At 63.0% G+C, this 23,895-nt stretch carries 23 protein-coding genes; 19 read left to right on the top strand and 4 right to left on the bottom strand.

The window, feature by feature from the left end:
- Positions 1-40 precede the first annotated feature (40 nt).
- The 10 genes from ftsY to trmD all read left to right on the top strand — a co-directional run bounded on the left by ftsY (position 41) and on the right by trmD (position 10,881).
- Complete coding sequence (ftsY, locus tag R4P65_RS20205) at positions 41-1,498, top strand: signal recognition particle-docking protein FtsY (RefSeq protein ID WP_317827880.1); 1,458 nt, start codon at positions 41-43, stop codon at positions 1,496-1,498.
- A gap of 247 nt (positions 1,499-1,745) precedes the next feature.
- The gene (locus tag R4P65_RS20200) at positions 1,746-3,005 is read left to right on the top strand and encodes an ammonium transporter (RefSeq protein WP_230813223.1); all 1,260 of its coding nucleotides are present in this window, start codon (positions 1,746-1,748) and stop codon (positions 3,003-3,005) included.
- A gap of 56 nt (positions 3,006-3,061) precedes the next feature.
- Complete coding sequence (locus R4P65_RS20195; protein ID WP_003942772.1) at positions 3,062-3,400, top strand: P-II family nitrogen regulator; 339 nt, start codon at positions 3,062-3,064, stop codon at positions 3,398-3,400.
- Positions 3,390-5,897, top strand: coding sequence for a [protein-PII] uridylyltransferase (locus R4P65_RS20190; RefSeq protein ID WP_317827879.1), 2,508 nt, complete (start codon positions 3,390-3,392; stop codon positions 5,895-5,897). The genes R4P65_RS20195 and R4P65_RS20190 overlap by 11 nt, the downstream gene beginning before the upstream one ends.
- 115 nt (positions 5,898-6,012) lie before the next feature.
- Complete coding sequence (gene ffh / locus R4P65_RS20185; protein WP_230812905.1) at positions 6,013-7,590, top strand: signal recognition particle protein; 1,578 nt, start codon at positions 6,013-6,015, stop codon at positions 7,588-7,590.
- Positions 7,591-7,593: 3 nt separating this feature from the next.
- On the top strand, positions 7,594-8,676 hold the full coding sequence (locus tag R4P65_RS20180; protein ID WP_317827878.1) for an amidohydrolase family protein: 1,083 nt from the start codon (positions 7,594-7,596) through the stop codon (positions 8,674-8,676).
- 209 nt (positions 8,677-8,885) lie between these two features.
- A complete protein-coding gene (gene rpsP, locus R4P65_RS20175; protein ID WP_003942818.1) occupies positions 8,886-9,356 on the top strand; it encodes a 30S ribosomal protein S16 in 471 nt (156 codons plus the stop codon).
- Positions 9,353-9,595, top strand: a complete 243-nt coding sequence (locus R4P65_RS20170; RefSeq protein WP_003939023.1) for an RNA-binding protein — start codon at positions 9,353-9,355, stop codon at positions 9,593-9,595. The genes rpsP and R4P65_RS20170 overlap by 4 nt, the downstream gene beginning before the upstream one ends.
- A 14-nt stretch (positions 9,596-9,609) precedes the next feature.
- The gene (gene rimM, locus R4P65_RS20165; protein WP_230812907.1) at positions 9,610-10,167 is read left to right on the top strand and encodes a ribosome maturation factor RimM; all 558 of its coding nucleotides are present in this window, start codon (positions 9,610-9,612) and stop codon (positions 10,165-10,167) included.
- Positions 10,168-10,176: 9 nt separating this feature from the next.
- On the top strand, positions 10,177-10,881 hold the full coding sequence (gene trmD / locus R4P65_RS20160) for a tRNA (guanosine(37)-N1)-methyltransferase TrmD (protein WP_317827877.1): 705 nt from the start codon (positions 10,177-10,179) through the stop codon (positions 10,879-10,881).
- Here trmD and R4P65_RS20155 read toward each other — a convergent pair.
- Positions 10,878-11,453 (bottom strand): dihydrofolate reductase family protein, encoded by a 576-nt coding sequence (locus tag R4P65_RS20155; protein WP_317827876.1) that lies wholly within the window; start codon positions 11,451-11,453, stop codon positions 10,878-10,880. The two genes, trmD and R4P65_RS20155, sit on opposite strands and share 4 nt — an antisense overlap.
- Positions 11,454-11,521: 68 nt before the next feature.
- Here R4P65_RS20155 and R4P65_RS20150 point away from each other — a divergent pair, with 68 nt between their 5' ends.
- Positions 11,522-12,100: a TetR/AcrR family transcriptional regulator gene (locus R4P65_RS20150; RefSeq protein ID WP_317827875.1), complete on the top strand. Its 579-nt coding sequence runs from the start codon at positions 11,522-11,524 to the stop codon at positions 12,098-12,100.
- A gap of 4 nt (positions 12,101-12,104) precedes the next feature.
- On the opposite strand, the gene R4P65_RS20145 is transcribed toward R4P65_RS20150, so the two are convergent.
- Positions 12,105-12,551 carry a GtrA family protein gene (locus R4P65_RS20145; RefSeq protein ID WP_230812915.1) on the bottom strand — a complete coding sequence of 149 codons (447 nt, stop codon included), beginning with the start codon at positions 12,549-12,551 and terminating at the stop codon, positions 12,105-12,107.
- Positions 12,548-14,746 (bottom strand): hypothetical protein, encoded by a 2,199-nt coding sequence (locus R4P65_RS20140; RefSeq protein WP_317827874.1) that lies wholly within the window; start codon positions 14,744-14,746, stop codon positions 12,548-12,550. The genes R4P65_RS20145 and R4P65_RS20140 overlap by 4 nt, the downstream gene beginning before the upstream one ends.
- A gap of 172 nt (positions 14,747-14,918) precedes the next feature.
- Between R4P65_RS20140 and R4P65_RS20135 the strand changes: the two genes are divergently transcribed.
- A complete protein-coding gene (locus tag R4P65_RS20135) occupies positions 14,919-15,905 on the top strand; it encodes a glycosyltransferase (RefSeq protein WP_317827873.1) in 987 nt (328 codons plus the stop codon).
- Positions 15,895-17,037, top strand: a complete 1,143-nt coding sequence (gene rffA / locus R4P65_RS20130; RefSeq protein WP_317827872.1) for a dTDP-4-amino-4,6-dideoxygalactose transaminase — start codon at positions 15,895-15,897, stop codon at positions 17,035-17,037. The genes R4P65_RS20135 and rffA overlap by 11 nt, the downstream gene beginning before the upstream one ends.
- A 26-nt stretch (positions 17,038-17,063) precedes the next feature.
- Here rffA and R4P65_RS20125 read toward each other — a convergent pair whose 3' ends face one another.
- Complete coding sequence (locus R4P65_RS20125) at positions 17,064-18,050, bottom strand: serine hydrolase (protein WP_317827871.1); 987 nt, start codon at positions 18,048-18,050, stop codon at positions 17,064-17,066.
- A 75-nt stretch (positions 18,051-18,125) separates the two neighbouring features.
- Between R4P65_RS20125 and R4P65_RS20120 the strand changes: the two genes are divergently transcribed.
- The 6 genes from R4P65_RS20120 (at position 18,126) to R4P65_RS20095 (ending at position 23,822) form a co-directional block, all read left to right on the top strand.
- Positions 18,126-20,465 carry a Tex family protein gene (locus R4P65_RS20120; protein WP_317827870.1) on the top strand — a complete coding sequence of 780 codons (2,340 nt, stop codon included), beginning with the start codon at positions 18,126-18,128 and terminating at the stop codon, positions 20,463-20,465.
- A 105-nt stretch (positions 20,466-20,570) separates the two neighbouring features.
- Positions 20,571-21,458 carry a hypothetical protein gene (locus R4P65_RS20115; protein ID WP_317827869.1) on the top strand — a complete coding sequence of 296 codons (888 nt, stop codon included), beginning with the start codon at positions 20,571-20,573 and terminating at the stop codon, positions 21,456-21,458.
- A gap of 89 nt (positions 21,459-21,547) precedes the next feature.
- Entirely contained in the window at positions 21,548-21,889 is a 342-nt protein-coding gene (rplS, locus tag R4P65_RS20110; protein WP_003942791.1) for a 50S ribosomal protein L19, read from the top strand.
- A 55-nt stretch (positions 21,890-21,944) separates the two neighbouring features.
- On the top strand, positions 21,945-22,748 hold the full coding sequence (lepB, locus tag R4P65_RS20105; RefSeq protein WP_230812928.1) for a signal peptidase I: 804 nt from the start codon (positions 21,945-21,947) through the stop codon (positions 22,746-22,748).
- Positions 22,749-22,798: 50 nt separating this feature from the next.
- Positions 22,799-23,479 (top strand): ribonuclease HII, encoded by a 681-nt coding sequence (locus tag R4P65_RS20100; RefSeq protein ID WP_317827868.1) that lies wholly within the window; start codon positions 22,799-22,801, stop codon positions 23,477-23,479.
- A 37-nt stretch (positions 23,480-23,516) separates the two neighbouring features.
- Positions 23,517-23,822, top strand: coding sequence for a DUF2469 domain-containing protein (locus R4P65_RS20095; RefSeq protein WP_003942715.1), 306 nt, complete (start codon positions 23,517-23,519; stop codon positions 23,820-23,822).
- Positions 23,823-23,895 lie beyond the last annotated feature (73 nt).

Genomic DNA, 23,895 nt, shown 5'->3' with positions numbered 1-23,895 from the left:
CCTGCTCACTTTCCGGGTCGGAGCCTGAAACAATGGGCCGGTGACTACCCAGGCTTGGATCATCATCGCGGCTGTAGCGGCCGTACTACTCGTCGTTCTCGTTGCCGGATTCCTGCGCTACCGCAAGGGGCAGGTTTCGCTGAAGGCGCCCGAGACGAAGCCGGAGCTCGGCGCCCCCGAGAAGGACAAGTCAGGCGGCTACAAGGCCGGCGGCGGGTTCAACTTCAGTCAGGGGTCGACGGCAACAGCGCCGCCCCCCGTGGTGCCGACCCCTCCGGTCGCGGAGAAGCCGCCCGTTGTCGAAAAGCCGATAGTTGAAGAACCTGTCGTCGAGGAACCGGTTGTCGAGGAACCGGTTGTCGAGGAACCGGTCGCGGAGAAGCCGGCCGTCGAGGAACCGGTTGCCGAAGAGCCGGTTGCCGAAGAGCCGGTAATCGAAAAGCCGGTAATCGAAAAGCCGGTAATCGAAGAGCCGGTTGTCGAAGAACCTGTTGTCGTTCCCGAACCGGTTGTCGTTCCTGAACCTGTAGTTGTACCCGAGCCCGTCGAGCCTGCACCTCGCGTGCTGGACGAGATCGACCCGACCGAGGGTCGGCTTGATCGACTGCGCGGACGCCTCTCCCGCTCGCAGTCAGCGGTCGGCAAGAGCTTGCTCGGTCTGCTCGGTGGCGGCGATCTGGACGAGGATTCGTGGGAAGAAGTCGAGGACACCCTTCTGGTCGCTGACCTCGGCTCCGCGACCACGGAAAAGGTCGTCACCAAGCTTCGTGAGCAGATGGCGGCACGCAGTGTCCGCACCGAAGCTGACGCCCGCGCACTACTTCGCGAGGTGCTGATCGCCGAACTGCGTCCCGAACTTGACCGTTCCATTCGTGCACTGCCGCACGACGATCACCCGGCTGTTCTGCTCGTCGTCGGCGTCAACGGAACCGGAAAGACCACCACCACCGGCAAGCTGGCTCGCGTGCTCGTCGCCGACGGTCGCCGCGTCGTGCTCGGTGCTGCGGACACGTTCCGCGCCGCCGCGGCCGATCAGCTCCAGACGTGGGCCGAACGTGTCGGCGCTGAAGTTGTCCGTGGCAAAGAGGGCGGAGATCCCGCTGCGATTGCGTTCGACGCGGTTTCACGCGGCATCGCGGACGGCGTCGACGTGGTCCTCATCGACACCGCCGGCCGCCTGCACACCAAGACCGGTCTGATGGACGAACTCGGCAAGGTCAAGCGAGTCATCGAGAAGAAGGCGTCGGTCGACGACGTTCTGCTGGTTCTCGATGCGACGGTCGGCCAGAACGGACTCGCGCAGGCACGAGTGTTCGCGGAGGTCGTGGACATCACCGGCGTCGTGTTGACCAAGCTGGACGGAACCGCGAAGGGCGGAATCGTCTTCCAGGTTCAGCATGAACTGGGAGTGCCGGTGAAGTTGGTCGGTCTCGGTGAAGGCGCCGACGATCTGGCGCCGTTCGAGCCGGGTGCGTTCGTAGACGCCCTGCTGGGCTGACGCCCCCGTGCGCCTTTTCGGTAGTTCGAACTACCGAAAAGGCGCACAGGGTTCGTAGAACCCCCTGGCGAAACCTGTTTGCAACAAAGTTGGGCAATTGGTTCACGTCTGCGAAACGCGACAGCGCCATGGACGAAACACCAGCCCAGCACTCTTCTCCTTAACGACGTGCTGCCCGGCACGTGCGACTAGGAGGTAGTAAGTGAGTACCGACGATTTGTTGGCGAACTCCGGTAACGCCGCATGGATGCTGATGGCTGCATCTCTGGTCTTGCTGATGACACCCGGCCTCGCTTTCTTCTACGGCGGGATGTCTCGGTCCAAGTCCGTCCTGAACATGATGATGATGTCCTTCGGGGCCATGGCCGTCATCGGCGTCATCTACGTTCTGTGGGGATGGTCGATGTCCTACGGCACCGAGAACATCGGGGGCATTTTTGCCAACCCGTTCGAGTTCTTCGGTCTCAAGAACAGCATCACCGATGCCGACGGCAACTTCATCGCCGGCGCGTGGGGCTACCCCAAAGTCATCGACATCGCGTTCCAGGTGACATTCGCGATCATCACCACCGCCCTCATCAGTGGCGCCCTGGCCGAGCGAGTCAAGTTCGGTACCTGGCTGCTGTTCTCGGGTATCTGGGTCACCGTCGTCTACTTCCCCCTCGCACACATGGTGTGGGGCGGCGGACTCCTCTCGGGCTCCGAGGACGGCATCGCGGCAAAGCTCTTCGGCACCACGGTCAACGACGACGGAGTCACCGTCGCCAACGTCGCTCCGATCGACTTCGCCGGTGGCACAGTCGTTCACATCAACGCCGGTATGGCCGGCCTGGTTCTCGCCCTCATCGTCGGTAAGCGTCTCGGCTTCGGCAAGACCGCCTTCCGTCCGCACAACCTGCCGTTCGTGATGCTCGGCGCCGCACTGCTCTGGTTCGGTTGGTTCGGTTTCAACGCAGGCTCGGCATTCGCCGCCGACGGTAACGCCGGTCTCGCCTGGGTCAACACGACCACCGCGACGTGTGCTGCAGTCCTGGCCTGGCTCGCCACCGAGCGTATTCGTGACGGTCACGCCACCAGCCTCGGCGCAGCATCCGGTGCGGTTGCCGGTCTGGTCGCCATCACTCCGGCTGCCGGTGCGCTCAACCCGGTCGGTTCCATCTTCCTCGGCGCTGTCGCCGGCATCCTGTCTGCTCTCGCCGTTGGCTTGAAGTTCCGCTTCGGCTTCGACGACTCGCTCGACGTCGTCGGCGTTCACCTGGTCTCCGGCTTGTGGGGCACGATCGGTATCGGATTCTTCGGCACTGCAACCGGCCTCTTCTACGGCGGCGACTACAAGCAACTGGTGGTTCAGATCGTGATCGCACTCGCAGCGCTCGTCTTCACCGGCGTTCTGACGACGATTATCGGCTTCGCACTCAAGCCCCTGGGCTGGCGAATCTCGGCCGAGGACGAGGCACGCGGCATCGACGAGACCGAACACGCAGAGACCGCATACGACCTCGCGTGATCAGCACGTGATTAAAGTGAATTCAGGCACTTCAGAGTTGGGAAAGGGATGAGCACATGAAGCTGATCACAGCAATCGTCAAGCCGTTCACGCTCGAGGACGTCAAGACCGGACTCGAGCAGGCCGGAGTGCTGGGTATGACAGTCAGCGAAGTTCAGGGTTACGGCCGACAGAAGGGCCACACCGAGGTGTACCGAGGCGCGGAGTACTCCGTGGACTTCGTACCCAAGGTTCGGGTCGAGGTTGTTGTCGACGACGCCGCCGTTGACAAGGTGGTCGAGGTGATCGTCGAGGCCGCTCGCACCGGCAAGATCGGTGACGGCAAGGTGTGGGTCTCGCCCGTCGAGTCGGTCATCCGGGTTCGTACCGGGGAACGCGGTGGCGATGCACTCTGACCCGAAAGGGTCCGAGAACTTCGGCCCTGGTTCCGTCGCGAAAGCGACGGGGCCAGGGCCGGTCTCGTCAGGGGGATCCGACGAAGCTGCGGACCTGGCCCGCGCACGCAAGGCCCTACTCGCCGGTGGCGTCAAGAACAGGAGGCTCGACGCCCCGTCACTGCGACATGCACTGGTCGATCTGCACGAATTCTGGTTGACCACCAAGGGGACCGAACTGGGCATCAAACCGGATTGTGGGTTTGCCATCGTAGCCGTGGGTGGTCTGGGCCGACGCGAACTGTTGCCGTATTCCGACCTCGATCTGATTTTGCTGCACGACGACATGGACCCCGCAGTCGTCTCCCACGTTGCGGACAGTCTGTGGTACCCGCTGTGGGATGCGCACATCAAACTCGACCACAGTGTGCGGACGCTTCCGCAGGCGCTCCAGGTTGCGGCCACAGACATGACCGCGGCGCTCGGAATGCTCGAAGCGCGCCACATTGCCGGCGACGTGGAACTGAGCAACCTGTTGATCAGTGGTGTTCGTCGACAGTGGCGCATGGATATCCGCAGCCGGTTCGACGAGTTGATCACCCAGACTCGTACGAGGTGGGAGCGCAGCGGCGAGATCGCCCATCGCGCCGAACCGGATCTCAAGAGCGGCCGCGGCGGGTTGCGTGATGTGCAGTTGCTCAACGCTCTGTCCATCGCGCAGTTGACCGACGGGATGCCGGGACTCGGACCCAACTCGCCCGGCGGCGGTCTGGCACTTGCGCACAGGCGGTTGCTCGACGTGCGTACCGAACTTCATCGCGTTGCCGGTCGCGCCCGCGATCAACTGCGAGCACAGGACGCCGACGAAATCGGTGCGGCGCTGCGGATCGGGGATCGATTCGATCTGGCACGCCTTCTCAGCGAATCGGCGCGCACCATCAGCTATTCGGTGGACGTCGGTATCCGTACCGCCGGAAACTCCTTGCCAAGGCGCGGTTTATCTCGGCTGCGTCGTGCGCCGGTGCGGCGGCCCTTGGACGAGGGCGTCGTAGAGCATGCGGGTGAGGTTGTTCTGGCGCGCGACGCCAGGCCGAAGAAGGACCCCGGTCTGGTGATGCGGGTGGCGGCAGCGGCAGCCATCAACGGCATGCCGATCTCGGCGTCGACGCTCAATCGTCTTGCCGACAATGCCCCCGAACTACGTGAACCGTGGCCGAAGAACGCGGTCAACGATCTTCTTGTCGTGCTCGGTTCGGGCTCGCGTGCGGTTCCGGTGATCGAGGCTATGGACCGGACCGGGCTCTGGGGTCGACTCCTGCCGGAGTGGGGAACCATTCGCGATCTTCCGCCGCGCGACGCCGTCCACACGTGGACGGTCGATCGCCATCTGGTCGAAACTGCCGCCTATGCAAGCGGATTCACCACGCGGGTCGCCCGGCCGGATCTGCTCATGCTCGGTGCGTTGATCCACGACATCGGCAAGGGCCGAGGGGGAGATCACAGCGTCGTCGGTGCCGAATTGGCCACCGCTATCGGAAATCGATTGGGACTCTGGCCTTCCGACGTCGCGACGTTGACGGCGATGGTGCGCTATCACCTGCTGTTGCCGGAAACCGCGACCCGTCGCGACCTCGACGATCCGGCAACGGTGCAGCGAGTGGTCGACGCACTCGAGGGAGACGGGACCCTTCTCGATCTCTTGCATTCGTTGGCGGAAGCAGATTCCCTGGCCACCGGGCCTGGTGTCTGGGGCGACTGGAAATCGTCGCTGATCGGTGAGCTCGTGCGTCGTTGCCGATTGCTGATGGCGGGGGAGGAGCTCCCGCAAGCTGATCCACTCGACCCCGAGCAGTTGGCCATCGCCGAGGACGGCGGGGTTCACGTCTCGCTCGTTCCGGCCGAGAATCCGCACACCTACGTCGTGACGGTCATCGCGCCCGACGCACCCGGGTTGTTGTCTCGGGCGGCCGGGGTTCTGGCGCTGCAGTCTTTGCGGGTGCATTCTGCTTCGCTGGGCTCGCATGCGGGTTCGGCGGTCAATTCGTTTGTCGTGACGCCGAGGTTCGGTACACCGCCGCAAGCGGTGTTGCTCCGACAGGAACTGATCCGAGCGTCCGCCGGTGAACTGAATCTGCTCGAACTTCTCGATGCAAAGGACGAGGAGGCGCGGGCGGAGCAGTGGGACGACCCGATCCAGACCAACAAGGACTCGGCGGTTCCGGTGCTCTATTCGCAGGCGCCGCCGCGGGTCATCTGGTTCGACGCGCCCGGCGACGGTCACGCGATCCTCGAATTGCGCACCGAGGACCGCATCGGCCTGCTCTGCCGACTGGCCGCAGCACTCGAACACAGCGGTGCCGACATTCGGTGGGCAAAGGTCGCGACGTTGGGTTCGTCGGTGGTCGACGCGTTCTGCCTCGACTTCGGTGAGGCTGATACACGCGCGACGAGAGAGCGTGTGGAAGAGGCGGTGCTCGCGGTGGTTCCGGTGCCTCAACCCAAGAAGAAAGAGGATTGACGGACCTGGTTCGGCGGTTACGCCCGCATCGGCTGGGATCGGTGCGGGCGTAGCGGCTAGGCTGGTGCCCGAGAATATCCACGGCTAACTCGCACGACCTTCAGGAGCGCACTCGGTGTTCGAATCCCTTTCCGACAGATTGACCGGATCTCTCAAGGATCTGCGTGGCAAGGGTCGTCTGTCCGGCGCCGACATCGACGCTACGGCCCGCGAGATCCGCCTTGCCCTGCTCGAGGCCGACGTCGCACTTCCCGTAGTGCGCAGCTTCATCGCCAAGGTCAAGGAACGAGCCAAGGGCGCCGAGGTCTCGGGTGCACTGAACCCGGCTCAGCAGGTCGTCAAGATCGTCAACGAAGAGCTGGTCGAGGTTCTCGGCGGCGAAACCCGTCGACTCCAGTTCGCCAAGACTCCGCCGACGGTCATCATGTTGGCCGGTCTGCAGGGTTCCGGTAAGACCACGCTGGCCGGAAAGTTGGCCAAGTGGCTCAAGGACCAGGGGCACACGCCCCTGCTCGTCGCCTGTGACCTTCAGCGTCCCGGCGCCGTCACTCAGCTTCAGATCGTCGGTGAGCGCGCGGGCGCCGCAGTCTTCGCTCCGCATCCCGGCACCTCCATCGGCGGCGGCGAGAACGCCCTCGGTGTGTCCGCTGCCGACCCCGTCGAGGTCGCCCGCGCCGGCGTCGAGGAAGCACGCAACAAGCATTACGACGTCGTGATCGTCGACACCGCCGGTCGCCTCGGTATCGACTCGGAGTTGATGGCGCAGGCCGCCGGTATCCGTGACGCCGTCAACCCGGACGAGACCATCTTCGTTCTCGACGCCATGATCGGTCAGGACGCGGTCAGCACCGCCGACGCTTTCCGTGAGGGAGTCGGCATCACCGGCGTCGTCCTCACCAAGCTCGACGGCGACGCCCGCGGTGGCGCCGCGCTGAGCGTCCGCGAGGTCACCGGCCAGCCGATCCTCTTCGCCTCCACAGGCGAGAAGCTCGAAGACTTCGACGTCTTCCACCCCGATCGCATGGCCAGCCGGATCCTCGGTATGGGCGACGTCCTGAGCCTCATCGAGCAGGCCGAGCAGGTTTTCGACGCCGATCAGGCCGAAGCGACCGCAGCGAAGATCGGTTCCGGTCAGCTCACCCTCGAAGACTTCCTCGATCAGATGATGGCCGTCCGCAAGATGGGCCCGATCGGCAACCTGCTCGGCATGCTGCCAGGTGCAGGCGGTATGAAGGACGCGCTTGCCAACGTCGACGAGAAGCAACTCGATCGAATCCAGGCAATCATCCGCGGTATGACGCCGGCCGAGCGTGACGATCCGAAGATCATCAACGCCTCCCGCCGACTGCGCATCGCGAACGGTTCGGGCGTCAAGGTTTCCGACGTCAACCAGCTGGTGGACCGTTTCTTCGAGGCTCGCAAGATGATGGCTGCCATGGCCGGACGTATGGGCATGCCCGGCGCCCGCAAGCAGGTGCGCAGCAAGAAGGGCAAGAAGGGCAAAAAGGGCGGCAAGGGTCCGACCCAGCCCAAGATGCGCGGAGGATTCCCCGGCATGGGCGGCTTCCCGGGTATGCCCGGCGGCATGCCGGCTGGAATGCCAGACCTGTCGAACATGCCCAAGGGTCTCGACCAGTTGCCGCCCGGACTGGAAGGCATCGATCTCTCTCAGCTCAAGCTGCCCAAGAAGTAGTCGGTGACTGCGCTTCATCTCCGGGGTATCGGTCTGCCCGATGCCCGGCCGATCGAATTGTGGATCGTAGACGGGCTGATTTCCTTCGAGCCGGTGTCCGGCGCGGAGACGATCGTCGAATCGGGTTGGATCACACCGGGTCTCGTGGATGCGCACTGTCACGTCGGTATCCGCTACGGCGGTGGCGGGGGCGAAACCGTCGACGGCTTGCTGGGGCAGGCGAAGACCGAACGTGACGCGGGCGTGCTGTTGCTCCGCGACGCCGGATCGCCGGTCGACACCAGGTTCATCGACGAGCGCCTCGATCTGCCGCGGATCATTCGCGCAGGTCAGCACATCGCGGCACCCAAGCGGTACATCCCGGGCCTGCCGGTCGATCTGGACGACGAATCTCAGTTGCCGGCCGAAGTCGTGCGTCAAGCACGTGCTGGTGACGGTTGGGTCAAGCTCGTCGGGGACTGGATCGATCGTTCCATCGGCGACCTCGCCCCGTTGTGGAGCGACGAGATTCTGGTCGAGGCCATCGCCGCCGCCCATGCCGAAGGCGCACAGGTCACCGCTCACGTTTTTGCCGAAGACGCTCTGCCCGGCCTGATCAACGCCGGTATCGACTGCATCGAGCACGGGACCGGACTGACGGATGCGACCATCGAATCGATGGTCGCTCACGGCACGGCCTTGGTTCCTACGCTGATCAACATCGCCACTTTCCCCGAGATCGCGGACTCTGCCACGCGGTATCCGACCTACGCAGCGCACATGCGGGATCTGCACGCTCGTCGACACCAAACCATCGGTGCCGCTCACGACGCCGGGATTCCGATCTATGCCGGAACGGATGCGGGCGGTTCGATCAGGCACGGACGGATCGCCGACGAGGTCGCTGAACTCCAGGTTGCCGGTCTGACGGCGCACCAGGCGCTGGGTGCAGCCTGCTGGGACGCACGGAGTTGGTTGGGCGCTCAGTGCATCGAAGAAGGAGGGCCCGCCGACCTGGTGGTTTACTCCGAAGATCCGCGCGGAAACCCCGATGTGCTCGCGAAGCCGACGCGTGTGATCCTCCGCGGCACCCCCGTGAGTGGTTAGGGAGTCCCTGCACTCTCGAAGCGCGCACAGGGTGGTTTCCGAACGAGCCCACCCATCTGGCACAATGGACCATTGTTCGTCGCAACCGGTTACGTACCGCTGCGACGGTCACAGGATAGAGGCAAAACCGGGCTCACAAATCGTGTGGGTCGCTGAATTGCACGTGACATGCGCAGCACTGTTGTGCGCGCTGAAGGAGAACTGCAGCTGTGGCTGTCAAAATCAAGCTCACCCGCCTCGGCAAGATCCGCAACGCTCAGTACCGCGTTGTCATCGCCGACTCGCGCACCCGTCGTGACGGCCGTGCGATCGAGACCATCGGCAAGTACCACCCCAAGGAAGAGCCCTCGCTGATCGACATCGATTCCGAGCGCGCTCAGTACTGGCTGTCCGTGGGCGCACAGCCCACCGAGCCCGTCGAGGCACTCCTCAAGATCACCGGTGACTGGCAGAAGTTCAAGGGCCTGCCGGGCACCGAAGGCACCCTGCGCGTCAAGGAAGCCAAGCCCACCAAGCTCGAGCTCTTCCAGGCTGCACTCGCGCAGGCCGAGAACGAGCCGGTTGCAGAAGCAATCACCCCCAAGAAGAAGAAGGCTGCAAAGGCTGACGAGGCCAAGGCAGAAGACACCGCGGCTGACGCCGAGGCTCCCGCTGCAGACGCCGAGGCTGCTGACAAGTGAGTGCAGTCGTCGCTGATGCGGTAGAGCATCTCGTGCGTGGCATCGTCGCCAATCCCGACGATGTTCGTGTCGAGCTGATCACCGGACGTCGGGGACGGACCGTCGAGGTGCACGTGCACCCCGACGATCTCGGCAAGGTCATCGGTCGGGGTGGTCGCACGGCGACCGCTCTGCGGACCTTGGTCTCCGGCATCGGTGGCCGCGGTATCCGTGTTGATGTCGTCGACACCGATCAGTAGACGGCAGTAAACAGGTGGAACTCGTAGTCGGTCGTGTCGCGAAGTCGCATGGCATCAAAGGTGAATTGGTTGTCGAGGTTCGTACAGACGAGCCCGAAGATCGTTTTGCCGTAGGTTCCGTGCTGCGTGGGCGCAAGCCGCGCGAGTCCACACTGAAGTCGTACACAGTGGAAGCCGCCCGGGATCATTCCGGGCGGCTTCTGCTGCGCCTCGAAGGCGTCAGTGACCGTGGCGATGCAGATGCGTTGCGCGGCACACTGTTTGTCATCGACAGTTCCGAACTCGAGCCTTCGGATGATCCGGACGAGTTCTACGATCACGAACTCGAAGGACTGAAGGTCGTCCTCACGGACGGCACCGAGGTCGGTTCGGTCATCGAGGTATTGCATTCCGCCGCAGGCGAATTGCTTTCGATTCGCCGCGCCGGTGAGACGTCCGGTGAATTGCTGATCCCGTTTGTCGCTGCCATCGTCACCTCGGTGTCGATCGCCGACGGCGTCGTGGTGATCGAGCCTCCCGAGGGACTGCTCGATCCGGACTTCGGCGACAAGTCGAACGCCGACAGCGACTGACCGCTTGTCATGCGTCTCGATGTAGTCACCATCTTTCCCGAGTATCTCGAACCGCTTCGTGCTGCCTTGCTGGGCAAGGCAATCGAACGTGGCTTGATCTCGGTCGACGTCCACGATCTGCGGTCGTGGACCCATGACGTGCACAAAGCCGTCGACGATTCCCCGTACGGCGGCGGACCCGGCATGGTCATGAAACCGACCGTCTGGGGCCCGGCCCTGGACGACGTGATCGGGCGAGCAGATACTGACGGCCCGGATGACGTCGAGACGATTCTGGTGGTGCCCACTCCTGCCGGCGTTCCGTTCACCCAGGCGACCGCGCACCGTTGGTCCACCGCAAAGCACCTTGTGTTCGCCTGCGGCCGATACGAAGGAATCGATCAACGAGTTTTCGACGACGCAGCCAAGCGGGTTCGCGTCGAAGAAGTCAGCATCGGCGACTACGTACTGATCGGCGGTGAGGCTGCCGTGCTGGTGATGGTCGAAGCTGTCGTGCGACTGATGCCCGGCGTTCTCGGCAATCAGCTTTCACACCAAGAAGATTCGTTTTCCGACGGACTACTCGAAGGACCCAGCTACACGCGTCCGGCCGTGTGGCGCGACCTCGAGGTTCCGCCTGTTCTGCTGTCGGGTGATCACGCAAAGATCAAGGCTTGGCGCCATGCGCAGTCGCTGCAGCGCACGGCCGAGCGTCGACCGGATCTGCTCCCTTAGGTATTTCTCTTCAACCAGGTGATGCTCGCGCCGTCACTCAGCGATTCGGTTGCAGTCGGTGTGAACAGTGTCGGCTCGAAGTTGCCTCTGATCATCGGTATGCCCGCGCCTGCGACAACCGGATACCTCTTGATGACCAATTCGTCGATCTCCGGTAGTAGTTCGCCCGCGAGAGTTCCGCCTCCGCAGAGCCAGATGTTCTGTCCCTCAGCTTCTTTGAGGGCTTTGACCAGCGCCAGCGGATCAGTGCGGATGAGGGTGATCGCGGGATCCTCGGTGTCGGGGAGGGTGGTGGAGACGATGAACTGGCGCAGATGCGCAAAGGGGCTCGTCACCCCGGCGGTCAGCCCGGGTTCGTACGAACCGCGACCCATGATGACGGTGTCGAAGACCTTGTTGGGTAGGCCCTCCGCTCCGAGGGAAGACCGCACGTGCGTTGGCACGGTGTCGGGATACCGGTCGCATATCCAGGCCGTGATCTGTTCGGATACCGGATAGAAGTCGAATTCGCCGCCTGGTCCCGCGATGTAGCCGTCGAGCGATGCTCCCACGTAGTACACAAGCTTTCGCATGAATTGCTCCGTTCGTAGTACTCTGTTTGTAGTGGTTTAACCTAGGGTCGTGTCTGGAGTGATGTCAAGTGCGAAAGAACCCGGAACGTCGGCTTGCCCTGATCGACGCGGCAATCGAGGTGTTGGCTCGAGACGGCGCTCGGGGCTTGACCTTTCGAGCCGTCGACACTCAGGCAGCCGTGCCGAACGGGACTGCGTCGAACTACTTCTCGAATCGCGACGACCTGCTCACCCAAGCGGGTGGCCGGATCTACGAGCGACTGATGCCGGACGACCTCGAGGGATTGATCGACCCTGTCAACGGCACCGATCGTGAGCGCCTGGTGACGCTCATGCTCGAAGTGGTCGAGCGGGTCACCTCGTTCAGGACGGGTTTCCTTGCACTCATGGAGTTACGGCTGGAGGCGACGCGTCGACCGGACCTGCGTGCGGTACTGACCGTCAGTATCCGAGAAGACTTCGATCTGAACGTAGCCAATCATCTGGCGTCGGGCGTGCCCGGTGATGCGATGACCGTTCGCCTGCTCTACATGTCCTTGAACTGGCTCGTACTGGATCGGCTCACATTGCCGAACCTGTTCGGAGAGGAAGACATTCGAACGATCGTTGAATCGGCAGTGGATCGAGCGTTACCCCGCGAGTCGTAGACGGTCAGTGCCGTTCAGTAGGTTTGCGGCGGAACGAGAAGTATCGATGACCGAAGAAACTCACACCGGCAACGATCAGCATGACAACGGCCTGAGCGGGGAGCGGCGGGGCGTGCAGAATCGACACTGCGAGTGTTCCGAGAATCAGATTCAGCACGAGGCCACCGGAATTGACGACGATGAACGCGCCCAGGTCGCGGGCAACATGTCCGCGAACGCGGAAAACCAGAGTCCGATGCAGAACAAAAGCGATGAGGACGCTGATGGAGTACGCGCCGATCACGGCCACCTGATACAGATTCTTGTTGTCGAGGATCAATGACCACATCACGAAGAGCACGTAGCCGATCGCCGTATTGGCCACTCCGACAATGGCAAACGCGATGGGTTGATGCTTGACCACCCGCAGCAGTGGGCCGGGGTTCTCGGTCGATGCGACGCCTTCCGTCATGAAGACTCGGTGTGCACGTCGCTGATCCGGTCCTTGCGTCGCGTGCGCAGATACATCCACTCGAGCACACCGAGTCCGAGGATTCCGGCGACCATCGAGGCGCCGCCGACCTTCCATCCCGGGGGGCGCCACGTCAGGACAAGTTCCGCGTCTTTCGTACCGGCTGGAACGTCCACGGTGACAAAGGACTTCGCGACGACGTCGATCGGCACGGGCTGACCACCTAGGCTGGCCCGATATCCGGGCCAGCCGAGGCGCGCGAACACGACCTTTCCGCCATTCTCAGAACTGACTCGCAGGGTGCTGGACAAGTTCGATTCCGCGATCGACGTAGCCTCGACGCCTTGGGCGTCGGCGATGCGGCCGTTGCGTGTCGAGACGGGGCCGTCGACGCGTTCGAGTACCGAGATGAAGTTCTCGTGTCCGGGGTAGTCGACCCATTTCCATCCGTCGGGAGCCGGGTTCTTGCGTGCATCGGGGTAGAGGGCGTTTTGCAGTACGACGCGGTCCACGTTCATCAGATCGACGATGGTGCGGCCAGTGGTGGGTTCGACGGCGAATGCGCGTCGGAAGGCGTCGGGGCAGACGCTCATGTCCCATCGCATGCAGAGCAGGTCACCGAAGTAGAAGTGCCCGTTAGGGGTGTAGCCGCTGGTGTAGGTCAGTTCGAGGTCTTTGGGGTAGTTGCCGAAGGCCAGGGAACCGTACGCTCCGTCGAGAGTTCGGTCGCCGGGGCCGATGAGCGCGCGGTCGCCCAGTTGTAGTGTCGTGCCCTCGAAGTCGGGGAAGGCTTCCTTCATCTCCGAGCGGGATTCGGGCAGGTTCCAGCTCATCGGGGTTGGTTGTGCTGCTCGAACCTGGGCGTAAGCGATGGGGGAGACCGCGACGATCGCTACGAGGCATGCGAACGCAGTGCCCTTGGTACGGCCGAGCCACACCATCGCGGCGCCGAGGGCAACGACGGCGACGGCTGAGATCACATGCCATTTCGCGAGCCCTGGGGCTGCCGAGGCGGACCGAATCAGAAGCAGGCCCACGAGGATTCCCGCGGCAACGCAGCGCCCGCGCAACTTGTCGGTCGTGGCGTAACGCCCGAGCAGGATGCACACCAGAAGCAGAAGGCCGATGGCCACCATCGGAAGCACGCGTGCGGGCCACCGCAGTGGGCCGATCGTGCTCGGCCCGGCAGTCCACATGAGGACGGCGACGGTGAAGACCCCGACGGCGGTCAATTCGCGTGCCGCGGCGCGTGCCTTGCCCCAGTCGATGAACGCCAGTGCCGGAATGAGGAACCAGGCGACGTAGACCATGGGCATGGTCTGGATGTATCCCCACCACGAGGTGAACGCAGGCATGGTGCTCGGCAGGCTCGCGTTCAGCGATTCCGACCACGGAACAGCGAGGAAAGCGTCGTTCTTGACCTCGGAGGCACCGCGCCAGGTGACGTCCGCGGTGAGCAGGCTAGGCAGATACGTCGCGAGACCGGCCAGGGCCGCACACGCGGACACCGCGAGAAGCCGCAGTGACGGCAGCCAACGCCGCTGATAGACAACTTCGCCGATTGCGACCGCGCCGATCATCAAGCCGGATTCGACTGCGGGGAAAACATATTGGACCGACATCGCGAGATACAAGAACACGAAGGTCGGGATCGGACCGCTCTTGCCTCGGGCGTAGCGGATTGCCGACGCCCACGCCTGAACCATCCAGGCAGTGCCGGTGAAGGCAGTCATCCAACTGGCCGAGTCGAAGAACAGCAGGAAACCGGTGAACGGAATCGAGACGCCGGCGACGGCAGCCCACGTGGGCTTCGAGCCGTACTCGATGCAGATCCGATAGACGCCGAGTGCAAGGATGATCGCGAAGATCAACTTCACGATCGTCGCGTACAACGCCAAGTTGTCGAAGGACGGTGCGATCAGGTCGATCAGGAGTTGCGGTGGATTGAGAAGGCCTGCTTCCTCGATCGCGTAGTTGCCCGCCATCCAGTTCTCGGGGACGAGCACCGGGAGGTGTCCTTCTCGCAGACTGCGGCCGAGCATGACCCACAGCGGCGCGTACTGGGACTCGGTGTCGTCGGTGTAGAAGTGACGAGCATTCGCGAGCACCACGGCCAGATAACCGGCGATGACACCGATCGCCGTGACGGCGCCCCACTTGTACACGTCTGCCCGGGCGAGAGTGCGAGTTTCCACCACGAGTTCCAGACCTTAACAGGGCAGGTGGGGCGTACGGAGACGCGAGCGCGTCACGTGCCGCCGGCATCCGAAGTCAAGACATCTCTGCGTGTTAAAGTTCGCGACGGTGTGGGCCTGATCGTGCCTGTCTCTCGGCGCCAGTCGAGCCCCCTGAAGGGAGTGGAAGCGAGTGCACTCGATTTCCGTCGTAGTGCCCGTTTATCAGGGCGAAAAGACGATCACGGCGCTCGTCGAGGAGTTGGACGCCCTGGGCACACCGAGTACGACGCCCGGTGGTGCGCAGTTCTCCGTCGACGAGATCGTGCTGGTCCACGACAACGGCCCGGACCGCTCCGACGTGGTGTTGCTCGAACTGGAGCGCCGTTTCGAGCAGGTGCGTGTCGTGTGGCTCAGCCGCAACTACGGCCAGGACGCGGCGACCATCGCCGGCATGGCCGCTGCAACTGGCCAGTGGATCGTGACGATGGACGAGGACGGCCAGCACGACCCGGTGCACATCGGGGCTTTCCTCGACACCGCGCTGACGGAGCGATCCGATCTCGTGTATTCCAAACCCACGAACACACGCCCGCACGGATTCTTGCGGAACCTGACCTCGCGCGGCGCAAAGATCGTCTTGGCGACGGTATTCGCGTTCCCTGATTCGACGAGATTCGAAAGTTACCGCCTGATCCGCGGTGACATCGGTCGACAGTTGGCCGGCGTCGCCGCCAACGGCGTGTATCTGGACGTCGCGCTGACGTGGGTTGTCGGTAACACGGCCACAGCGCCGGTGACACTTCGAGCTGAAGGCCGCGATGAATCCGGATACAACTATCGCCGTTTGTTCTCGTTGTTCTGGAAGATGGTGTTGTGTAGCGGAACCCGCGGTCTGCGGCTGGTCAGTCTGCTCGGAGTCACCCTGGCGTCGGCCGGTGTGATCATGGCCGCGGTGATCTTCATCCAGGCCATGACCGGCGACAACAACGACCCCGAAGGATGGGCGTCGATCATCATGGCGCTGCTGGTCTGTTCAGGTGCGATCCTGTTCTCACTCGGGCTGATCGCCGAATACCTCGGTGTCGCACTGCACGTCCTCGTCGGAAAGCCGCTGTATCTGACTGTCGATTCACCGCGGCCGGGAACCTCGATCGATCGGCGTACTCGTGAGCACTGATCGAATCATCTTCTCGCGCCCCTATCGGGCATCGAACGAATTGTCGAATCTGGCAACGGTTCTGGAGTCCGATCACATTCACGGTGACGGGCGTTTCACCAAGTCCGCGACTGCAGCAATCAAAACGATCACCGGGTCCACGCACGCTCTGCTGACCACCTCGTGCACGCACGCACTCGAATTGGGTGCCCTGCTGCTCGAATTGGGCCCGGGCGACGAGGTCATAGTTCCGAGCTTCGCGTTCAGTTCGGCGGCGACCGCCGTCGCGTTGCGCGGTGCCACTGTTGTTTTCGTCGACATCGATCCGAGTACCGGCAACATCGATCCGGCCTGCGTCGCGGCGGCGATGACGGAACGGACCAAAGCTGTACTGGTCATGCATTACGGCGGAGTCGCCGCCGACATGGAACCTCTACTCGACCTCGTGGAACTCCGCGGCGTCGCGTTGATCGAAGACAACGCACACGGACTCGGCGGAAAGTGGCGCGGGCGGGCGCTCGGCACCATCGGAACAATCGGAACGCAGAGTTTTCACGACACCAAGAACGTTCACTGCGGCGAGGGTGGCGCGCTGTTGCTCTCCGACGGTCAGCTGATGACCCGCGCCGAAATCATCCGTGAGAAGGGGACCGACCGTGCGCGCTTCCTGCGCGGCCAGGTCGACAAATATTCGTGGCAGGACATCGGGTCGAGCTATCTGCCCAGTGAACTCAATGCCGCCGTCCTCGACGCACAACTCTCCGAGTTCGACGCGATTCAGGCGGCCAGGCATCGCGTCTGGGATGCCTACAGCGTGAGTCTGGGCGAGTGGGCGGCCGCGAACGGTGTCGTGCCCATGGCGGTGCCCGATGATCGCGAGCACACCGCGCACCTGTTCTATCTCAAGATGCCGACCGAAGAGAGCCGTGACGGCTTGATTCGGCATCTTGCCGCCGACGGAATCGTGGCGCCGTTCCACTACATTCCACTGGATACTAGTGCGGCTGGTGTGCGCTACGGACGAACACCGGAGCCGTGCGTGCGTAGTGCCGAGTTCTCGGCGTCGATCCTTCGACTGCCGTTGTGGCCGATGCTCACCTCCGAACAGCAGGAACGGGTCATCAGTTCGGTGCTCGAGTACAAGCAAGACTGAGTTGGAATCGGGCCGCGTGGGCCGAATCAGGGTCCGGAGGCTTCGGGCATCACCGAATCCGTGTTCGTGGATGCTGCCGCCCAGTCGTCGATGCTTCCGCTCGGGAAGAGGATTTGTGTGACGCCGGTGACCGTGTCGCGTGCGTGCAGTGCGCTTTCGTCGTCGACAGCATCGGTGAACGAAGTGTCGGGATAGAAACTGTCCTCGTCCGTGTACTGGACGTCTTCTCGTGAACCGATCGCGATGATGTATCGGTTGTCGTCACCGACGATGCCGGTGGACAGGTGTATCCACTTGTCCTCGACACAACACATCCAGCCTTGTTTGACTCCGATGACCGGCTCGCCGAAAAGGGCCTCGGGCAGGCCGAACCTCTGGTCGTAGCCGTCGGTTCCTTCGGGAGTGGATTGCCGCAGGTACTCGACGAACTGGTCGACCCGTTCAGGTCCGAGTTGGTCGGAGTCGTCGAGGATGCCGTTATAGAAGGTGACCAGGTCACGGGTCGTGGTTTCGGTGTTCCACCACATTCCGTCCCACGGCGGCGTCGTCGCGGTCAGTGCGTAACGCTCGGCGACGCGGGTGATCACCTCTTGACCGCCGACCTCGTCCCACAGGAGGTTGGCTGCGGTGTCGTCGGAGGATTCGAGCATCGCCGCCATGAGGGTGCGGTCGTCGTCCGTGATCGGCCGCTCGCCTCGCGCGTCCTGATGAAGTAGATCCTCCGCGATGAACAGCTTTGCCACCGAGGCGGTTTCGATCTGCTGGTCGCTCGACACATCGAGGTACTTGTCCGAGGAGCGGTCGAGGATGGCGATGGAGACGTCCGCACCGCGTCCGAGCGCCGCCACCTGGGCTTGCGCCAGTCGACCGTCGAGAGTCTCCGCGACCGGAACATTGGTGTCGGGGAAGGCGGGGGTCTGTATCGAATCATCCGGGTTCTGTCCGCCGCTGCACGACGCCGCAAAAGTAACTGCGGCCGCCATTGCGGCAATCCGGACGTACCGCGTACTCATCTGTTTCCCCCGGTAGCCCTGACACGGCACTGTTGCCGATCTTCTTGTCTCAGGATAGCGGTAGGGTCGGATCTCGTGATTCTCAAGACCGTGAATAAGCGCATTGCCGAGGAACTCGACGTCCGCGAAGGCCAGGTTGCAGCAGCAGTCGACCTTCTCGACGGCGGAGCCACGGTGCCCTTCATCGCCCGGTACCGCAAGGAAGTCACCGGCACGCTCGACGACGCTCAGTTGCGACTCCTGGACGAGCGGTTGCGGTATCTCCGCGAGCTCGACGACCGTCGTGACGCCGTGCTCACGGAGATCGACTCTCAGGGCAAATTGGACGATCAATTGCGTGGTCAGATCATGCTGGCCGAGACAAAAGCGCGGCTGGAGGACATTTACCTTCCCTTCAAGCCGAAGCGTCGTACCAAGGCGCAGATCGCTCGTGAGGCCGGCCACGAGCCCGTCGCGGATGCCCTCATCGGCGACCCCACCACCGATCCCGCGCAGTATTCGGACGAGCAACTCGACGGAGCCCGGTCGATCCTCGTGGAGCGCTTCGCCGAGGACGCCGATCTGGTCGGCGAACTGCGCGAGCTGATGTGGAGTCGCGGCCAGGTCGTCTCCTCGGTCCGGAAGGGCAAGGAATCCGATGGCTCGAAGTTTGCTGACTACTTCGAGTTCTCGGAGCCGTTCTCCAAATTGCCTTCTCATCGCATCCTCGCCGTCCTGCGCGGAGAGAAGGAAGAAGTGCTGTCGGTGAACATGGCCGCCGACACCGAAGAACTCGCGCCGGGGGAGCGCACGGTCTACGAAGGCCGCATCGCGTCGCGGTTCGAGATCGCCGACCGTGGCCGTGCCGCGGACGGGTGGCTCCTCGACACCGTGAGGTGGGCGTGGAAGACGAAGTTCGCGGTCACGCTAGGTATCGACACTCGGATGCGTCTGCGACAGTCGGCCGAAAAGGATGCCGTCGACGTCTTCGCCACCAACCTCAAGGATCTACTCCTCGCGGCTCCCGCCGGCGCCCGACCCACCATGGGACTCGACCCCGGATTCCGCACCGGAACCAAAGTTGCCGTCGTCGACGGAACCGGCAAAGTTGTTGCCTACGAGACGATTTACCCACACCAGCCGCAGAACAAGTGGGACGCCGCTCTTGCGACGCTTGCCGGGTTGGTCGCCAAGCACGGCGTCGAATTGATCGCCATCGGCAACGGCACGGCCTCACGCGAGACCGACACGCTCGCTACCGAACTGATCAAAAAGACCGGCGCGCCCAACCTGACCAAGATCGTCGTGTCCGAGGCAGGCGCATCGGTGTACTCGGCTTCGGCTTATGCGTCGCAGGAACTTCCCGACCTCGACGTCTCGATTCGCGGTGCGGTGTCCATTGCGCGTCGCCTGCAAGATCCGTTGGCGGAGTTGGTGAAGATCGACCCCAAGTCCATCGGCGTCGGTCAGTACCAGCACGACATCACCGAATCGCTGCTCTCACGTTCCCTCGACGCCGTCGTCGAAGATGCCGTCAACTCGGTCGGCGTCGACGTCAACACTGCGTCCGTGCCGCTGCTCGCTCGGGTGTCCGGGATCGCAGGCTCCCTCGCGGAGAGCATCGTCGCGCATCGGGACCAGAACGGTCCGTTCAAATCCCGCAAGGGACTCAAGGACGTCTCACGATTGGGGCCCAAGGCATTTGAGCAGTGCGCCGGCTTCCTTCGGATCGCCGACGGTGACGACCCCCTCGACGCGTCGAGCGTCCACCCGGAGGCGTATCCGGTGGTTCGCAAGATCGTCGCGAGTGCCGGCGGGGACGTTCGCTCCGTGATCGGAAACTCGCAGGCACTTCGATCGGTCAAGGCGTCCGACTACGTCGACGAGCGATTCGGTCTGCCGACCGTCACCGACATCATCTCCGAGTTGGAGAAGCCTGGACGAGATCCGCGACCCGAGTTCAAGACCGCGACTTTTGCCGCAGGCATCGAAAAGGTCGCGCACCTCAAGCCCGGTATGACGCTCGAAGGTGTGGTCACGAACGTCGCCGCCTTCGGCGCCTTCGTTGACATCGGAGTTCACCAGGACGGTCTGGTTCACGTCTCGGCGATGTCGCACAACTTCGTCAAGGACCCGCGAGAGGTCGTCAAATCGGGTGACGTCGTCAAGGTGAAGGTTCTCGAAGTGGACGAGGCGCGCCAACGCATCGGGTTGACGCTTCGTCTCGACGACGAGGTGGGCGCTCCCCGCAAGTCCGAAGGCCCGCGAGGTGGGCAACCCCAGCGACAGGGCCAGCCTCCACGTCAGGGCCAGGGCCAGGGGCAGCAGCGAGGTGGCGGTGGGCGACAGGGTGGACGCGAGTCGCGTCCGGACAACCGTGCGCCCGTCGCAGGATCGATGGCAGACGCGCTGCGCAAGGCCGGCTTCGGCAAGTAAAGCGGTACGCCGGGTTTTCGAAGTCCGTATCGTCACAATCGAGTCGGTTGTCAGTATGAATCCGATCAAGAATCGGATCATGAATTCGGTGAAGGGAGGACAGTGATGCGGGAGTGGCTCGAGCGAGAGATCATCGCCCATGGCCGATTGCCGCTGCTGTTCTTCCTTCTCGGGTTCCTGTCCGCCTTCCTCTTCATCCGCCTGAGCGTCCGGATGATCCGCGCACAGGTGAAATGGTGGCCGGGCAACATCGCGCCAGGCGGTCAGCACGTGCATCACGTCGTGTTCGGTGTCGTCGCGATGATGATCTCCGGTGGTGCGCTGATCGCGGTCTACGTCGACGGTTCGCAGACCACCGGTGCCGTACTGGCGGCGATCTTCGGTATGGGTGCGGCGTTGGTGCTCGACGAGTTTGCACTGATTTTCTACCTGAAGGACGTGTACTGGGCCGAGCAAGGTCGGACCTCGGTGGATGCGGTCTTCGTTGCGATCGCCGTGACCGGTCTGGTGCTGTTGGGGTTCCGCCCGCTCGAACTGCTCGACGTCGCCGGATTCCGTGAAGAACGAGATCCGTGGATCAAGTTGGTCTTCGTTTTTGTCGCGTTGATCAACTTCGCCCTGGCAGCCATCGTCATTCTCAAGGGGAAGATCTGGACGGGGCTCGTGGGCCTGTTCGTCTTTCCGTTGCTGGTAATCGGTGCAGTTCGCCTGAGCCGGCCGGGTGCGCCGTGGGCACGTTGGCGATACACGCGCAAGCCGAAACGGATGAACCGCGCTCTCGAGCGTGAACGGAAATGGCGTCGGCCCGTCATCCGGGCCAAGATCTACGTTCAGGATCTCATTGCCGGATCACCGAGCGTCGAGCATGCGATGACGGCGGCCGAGCAGGAATTGGACCACACCGTCCACGCGGCTCCGCCACCACCGATTTCCCCGCTGGTGTCCGCGTCTGGCACAATGGACGGGTTGCCTGGACCAGGCAGCAGCACTTGATCTGGGCACGAACCAGACGAGCGCCGTTTCGGGAGACCGAAACGCGTGCCGCTCGGTTCCTCTGCTCCTGCGAAATACAAGGATGACATATGAACACCCTGGACTTCCTGGACAAAAAGTCGCTCCGCGACGACATCCCCGAGTTCCGTCCCGGCGACACGCTCAACGTGAACGTCAAGGTTATCGAAGGCTCCAAGGAGCGCGTGCAGGTCTTCAAGGGCGTCGTTATTCGTCGCCAGGGCGGCGGCGTTCGCGAGACCTTCACCGTCCGTAAGGTCTCCTTCGGCGTCGGCGTCGAGCGCACCTTCCCGGTTCACAGCCCCACGCTGGCCTCCATCGAGGTTCTGACCCGCGGTGACGTCCGTCGCGCCAAGCTGTACTACCTCCGTGAGCTTCGTGGCAAGAAGGCGAAGATCAAGGAAAAGCGCTGATCTTTCCGATGAGCCCGGCACCGCGTACACGCGGTGTCGGGCTAATCTGGTTTCTGTGGCAGATTCTTCGAAGGAGCAGGCATTGTCGTCCGGACCCGAGAATCATGAGGGATCAAGCGGTTCCGAGGAACCGACCTCACATCGGCCGCAGAAGAAACAGCGATCGTTCCTGCGAGAACTCCCTGTTCTGATCGGCGTCGCGCTGGTACTGAGCATCGTTCTTCAGGCATTTGTCTTCAGAGTTTTTCTCATCCCATCCGAGTCGATGGAACCGACACTGCACGGCTGTGCAGGATGTACCGGTGACCGCATCGTGGTGGAGAAGATCGGATACCGCTTCGGCGATCCGGAACCTGGCGACGTCGTCGTCTTCAAAGGACCCGATTCGTGGAACACGAAATATGTGTCCAATCGGTCCGACAACGTTGTCGTCCGCGGCATTCAAGAGGTCGGTTCGTGGGTCGGCCTCGTTCCGCCGGACGAGAACGACTTGGTCAAGCGAGTGATCGCCACCGGCGGCCAGACCGTCGAATGCTGTGACGATCAGGGCCGAGTCCTGGTCGACGGCAAACCACTCGACGAGCCGTACATCAAGATGGACTTCCCGTTCACTCCGGGAACACAAACGTGTGACACCGAACTGAAGTCGGGGCGCTGCTTCGGACCGATCACCGTGCCCGAGGGACACGTATGGGTCATGGGTGACAACCGGAGCAATTCCGCCGATTCGCGGTACCACGTCGACGACGAGTTCCAGGGAACCGTCCCGGTCGACAACATCATCGGTCAAGCGCGATTCATCGTCCTTCCTCCGTCGCGAATGGGTGGCATCGATGCGCCTGATATTCAGGGCAATTGAGTTGTCGGACCGCACACATGGATTCGTTTAGTTCCGAGTAGGCAGAGACAGTGAGTAGTTGGCCCCCTCGCGTTGTCATTCGCAGATCGGCAGGTCTGCGGACGATGGAGTCTGCGTTGGCACGAACCGGACTCGGTCCGGTCGCCGGCGTCGACGAAGCCGGTCGCGGAGCGTGCGCCGGTCCGCTCGTCATTGCAGCGTGCGTCCTGGCACCGAAACCGCAAGCGGCACTGGCGCGTCTGGACGATTCGAAGAAGCTGACCGAACGTGCTCGCGAGGAGCTTTTCCCAGCCATCAAGCGCTTGGCATTGGCGTGGAGTGTCATCGCTGTTCCCGCGGCGGAAGTCGACCAGATCGGTATTCACGTCGCGAACATCGAGGGGATGCGGCGAGCAGTTGCGGGCCTCGACCTCGAACCGGGCTACGTCCTCACCGACGGGTTCCGGGTTCCGGGTTTGACGGCTCCCTCGCTACCGGTCATCGGCGGTGACGGCGCCGCTGCATGTATCGCCGCGGCCAGCGTTCTCGCGAAGGTGACCCGAGATCGCGTGATGACCGAGATGGACGACACTCATCCCGGATACGGCTTCGCGATTCACAAGGGATACAGCACGCCCCTGCACATGGGCGCTCTCGACGAGCTGGGGCCGTGCCCCGAGCACCGCATGACCTATGCCAACGTGGTGGCTGCAGGAGTCCGGTTGGAACAACGTGCAGGCCGTACGGGATGATGGTAGTTCAGACGAACTGGGAGGACTGGCTAAACCGATGAGTGCCGAGGATCTCGAGAAGTACGAAACCGAGATGGAGCTGTCGCTCTACCGCGAATACCGGGACATCGTCGGACAGTTCTCCTACGTCGTGGAGACCGAACGACGTTTCTACCTGGCCAACACGGTTGAGTTGCTGCCCCACAATTCAGACGGGGAGATCTACTTCGAACTGCGGATGTCCGACGCGTGGGTGTGGGACATGTACCGCCCGGCGCGATTCGTGAAGTACGTACGCGTCGTGACGTTCAAGGACGTCAACATCGAAGAGTTGGACAAGCCGGATCTGCGCCTTCCTGACTGACTGTGCCTGCTGCACAGATCTCGACGACGAAGTGCCCCGCCGATATCGGCGGGGCACTTCGTATTTCGCGGAG

The sequence above is a fragment of the Rhodococcus sp. IEGM 1318 genome (assembly GCF_033142465.1).
GTDB lineage: Bacteria > Actinomycetota > Actinomycetes > Mycobacteriales > Mycobacteriaceae > Rhodococcus_F > Rhodococcus_F qingshengii_B.
The sequence above is the reverse complement of the archived record's forward strand: the minus strand, read 5'-3'. Positions and strand labels throughout refer to the sequence as shown.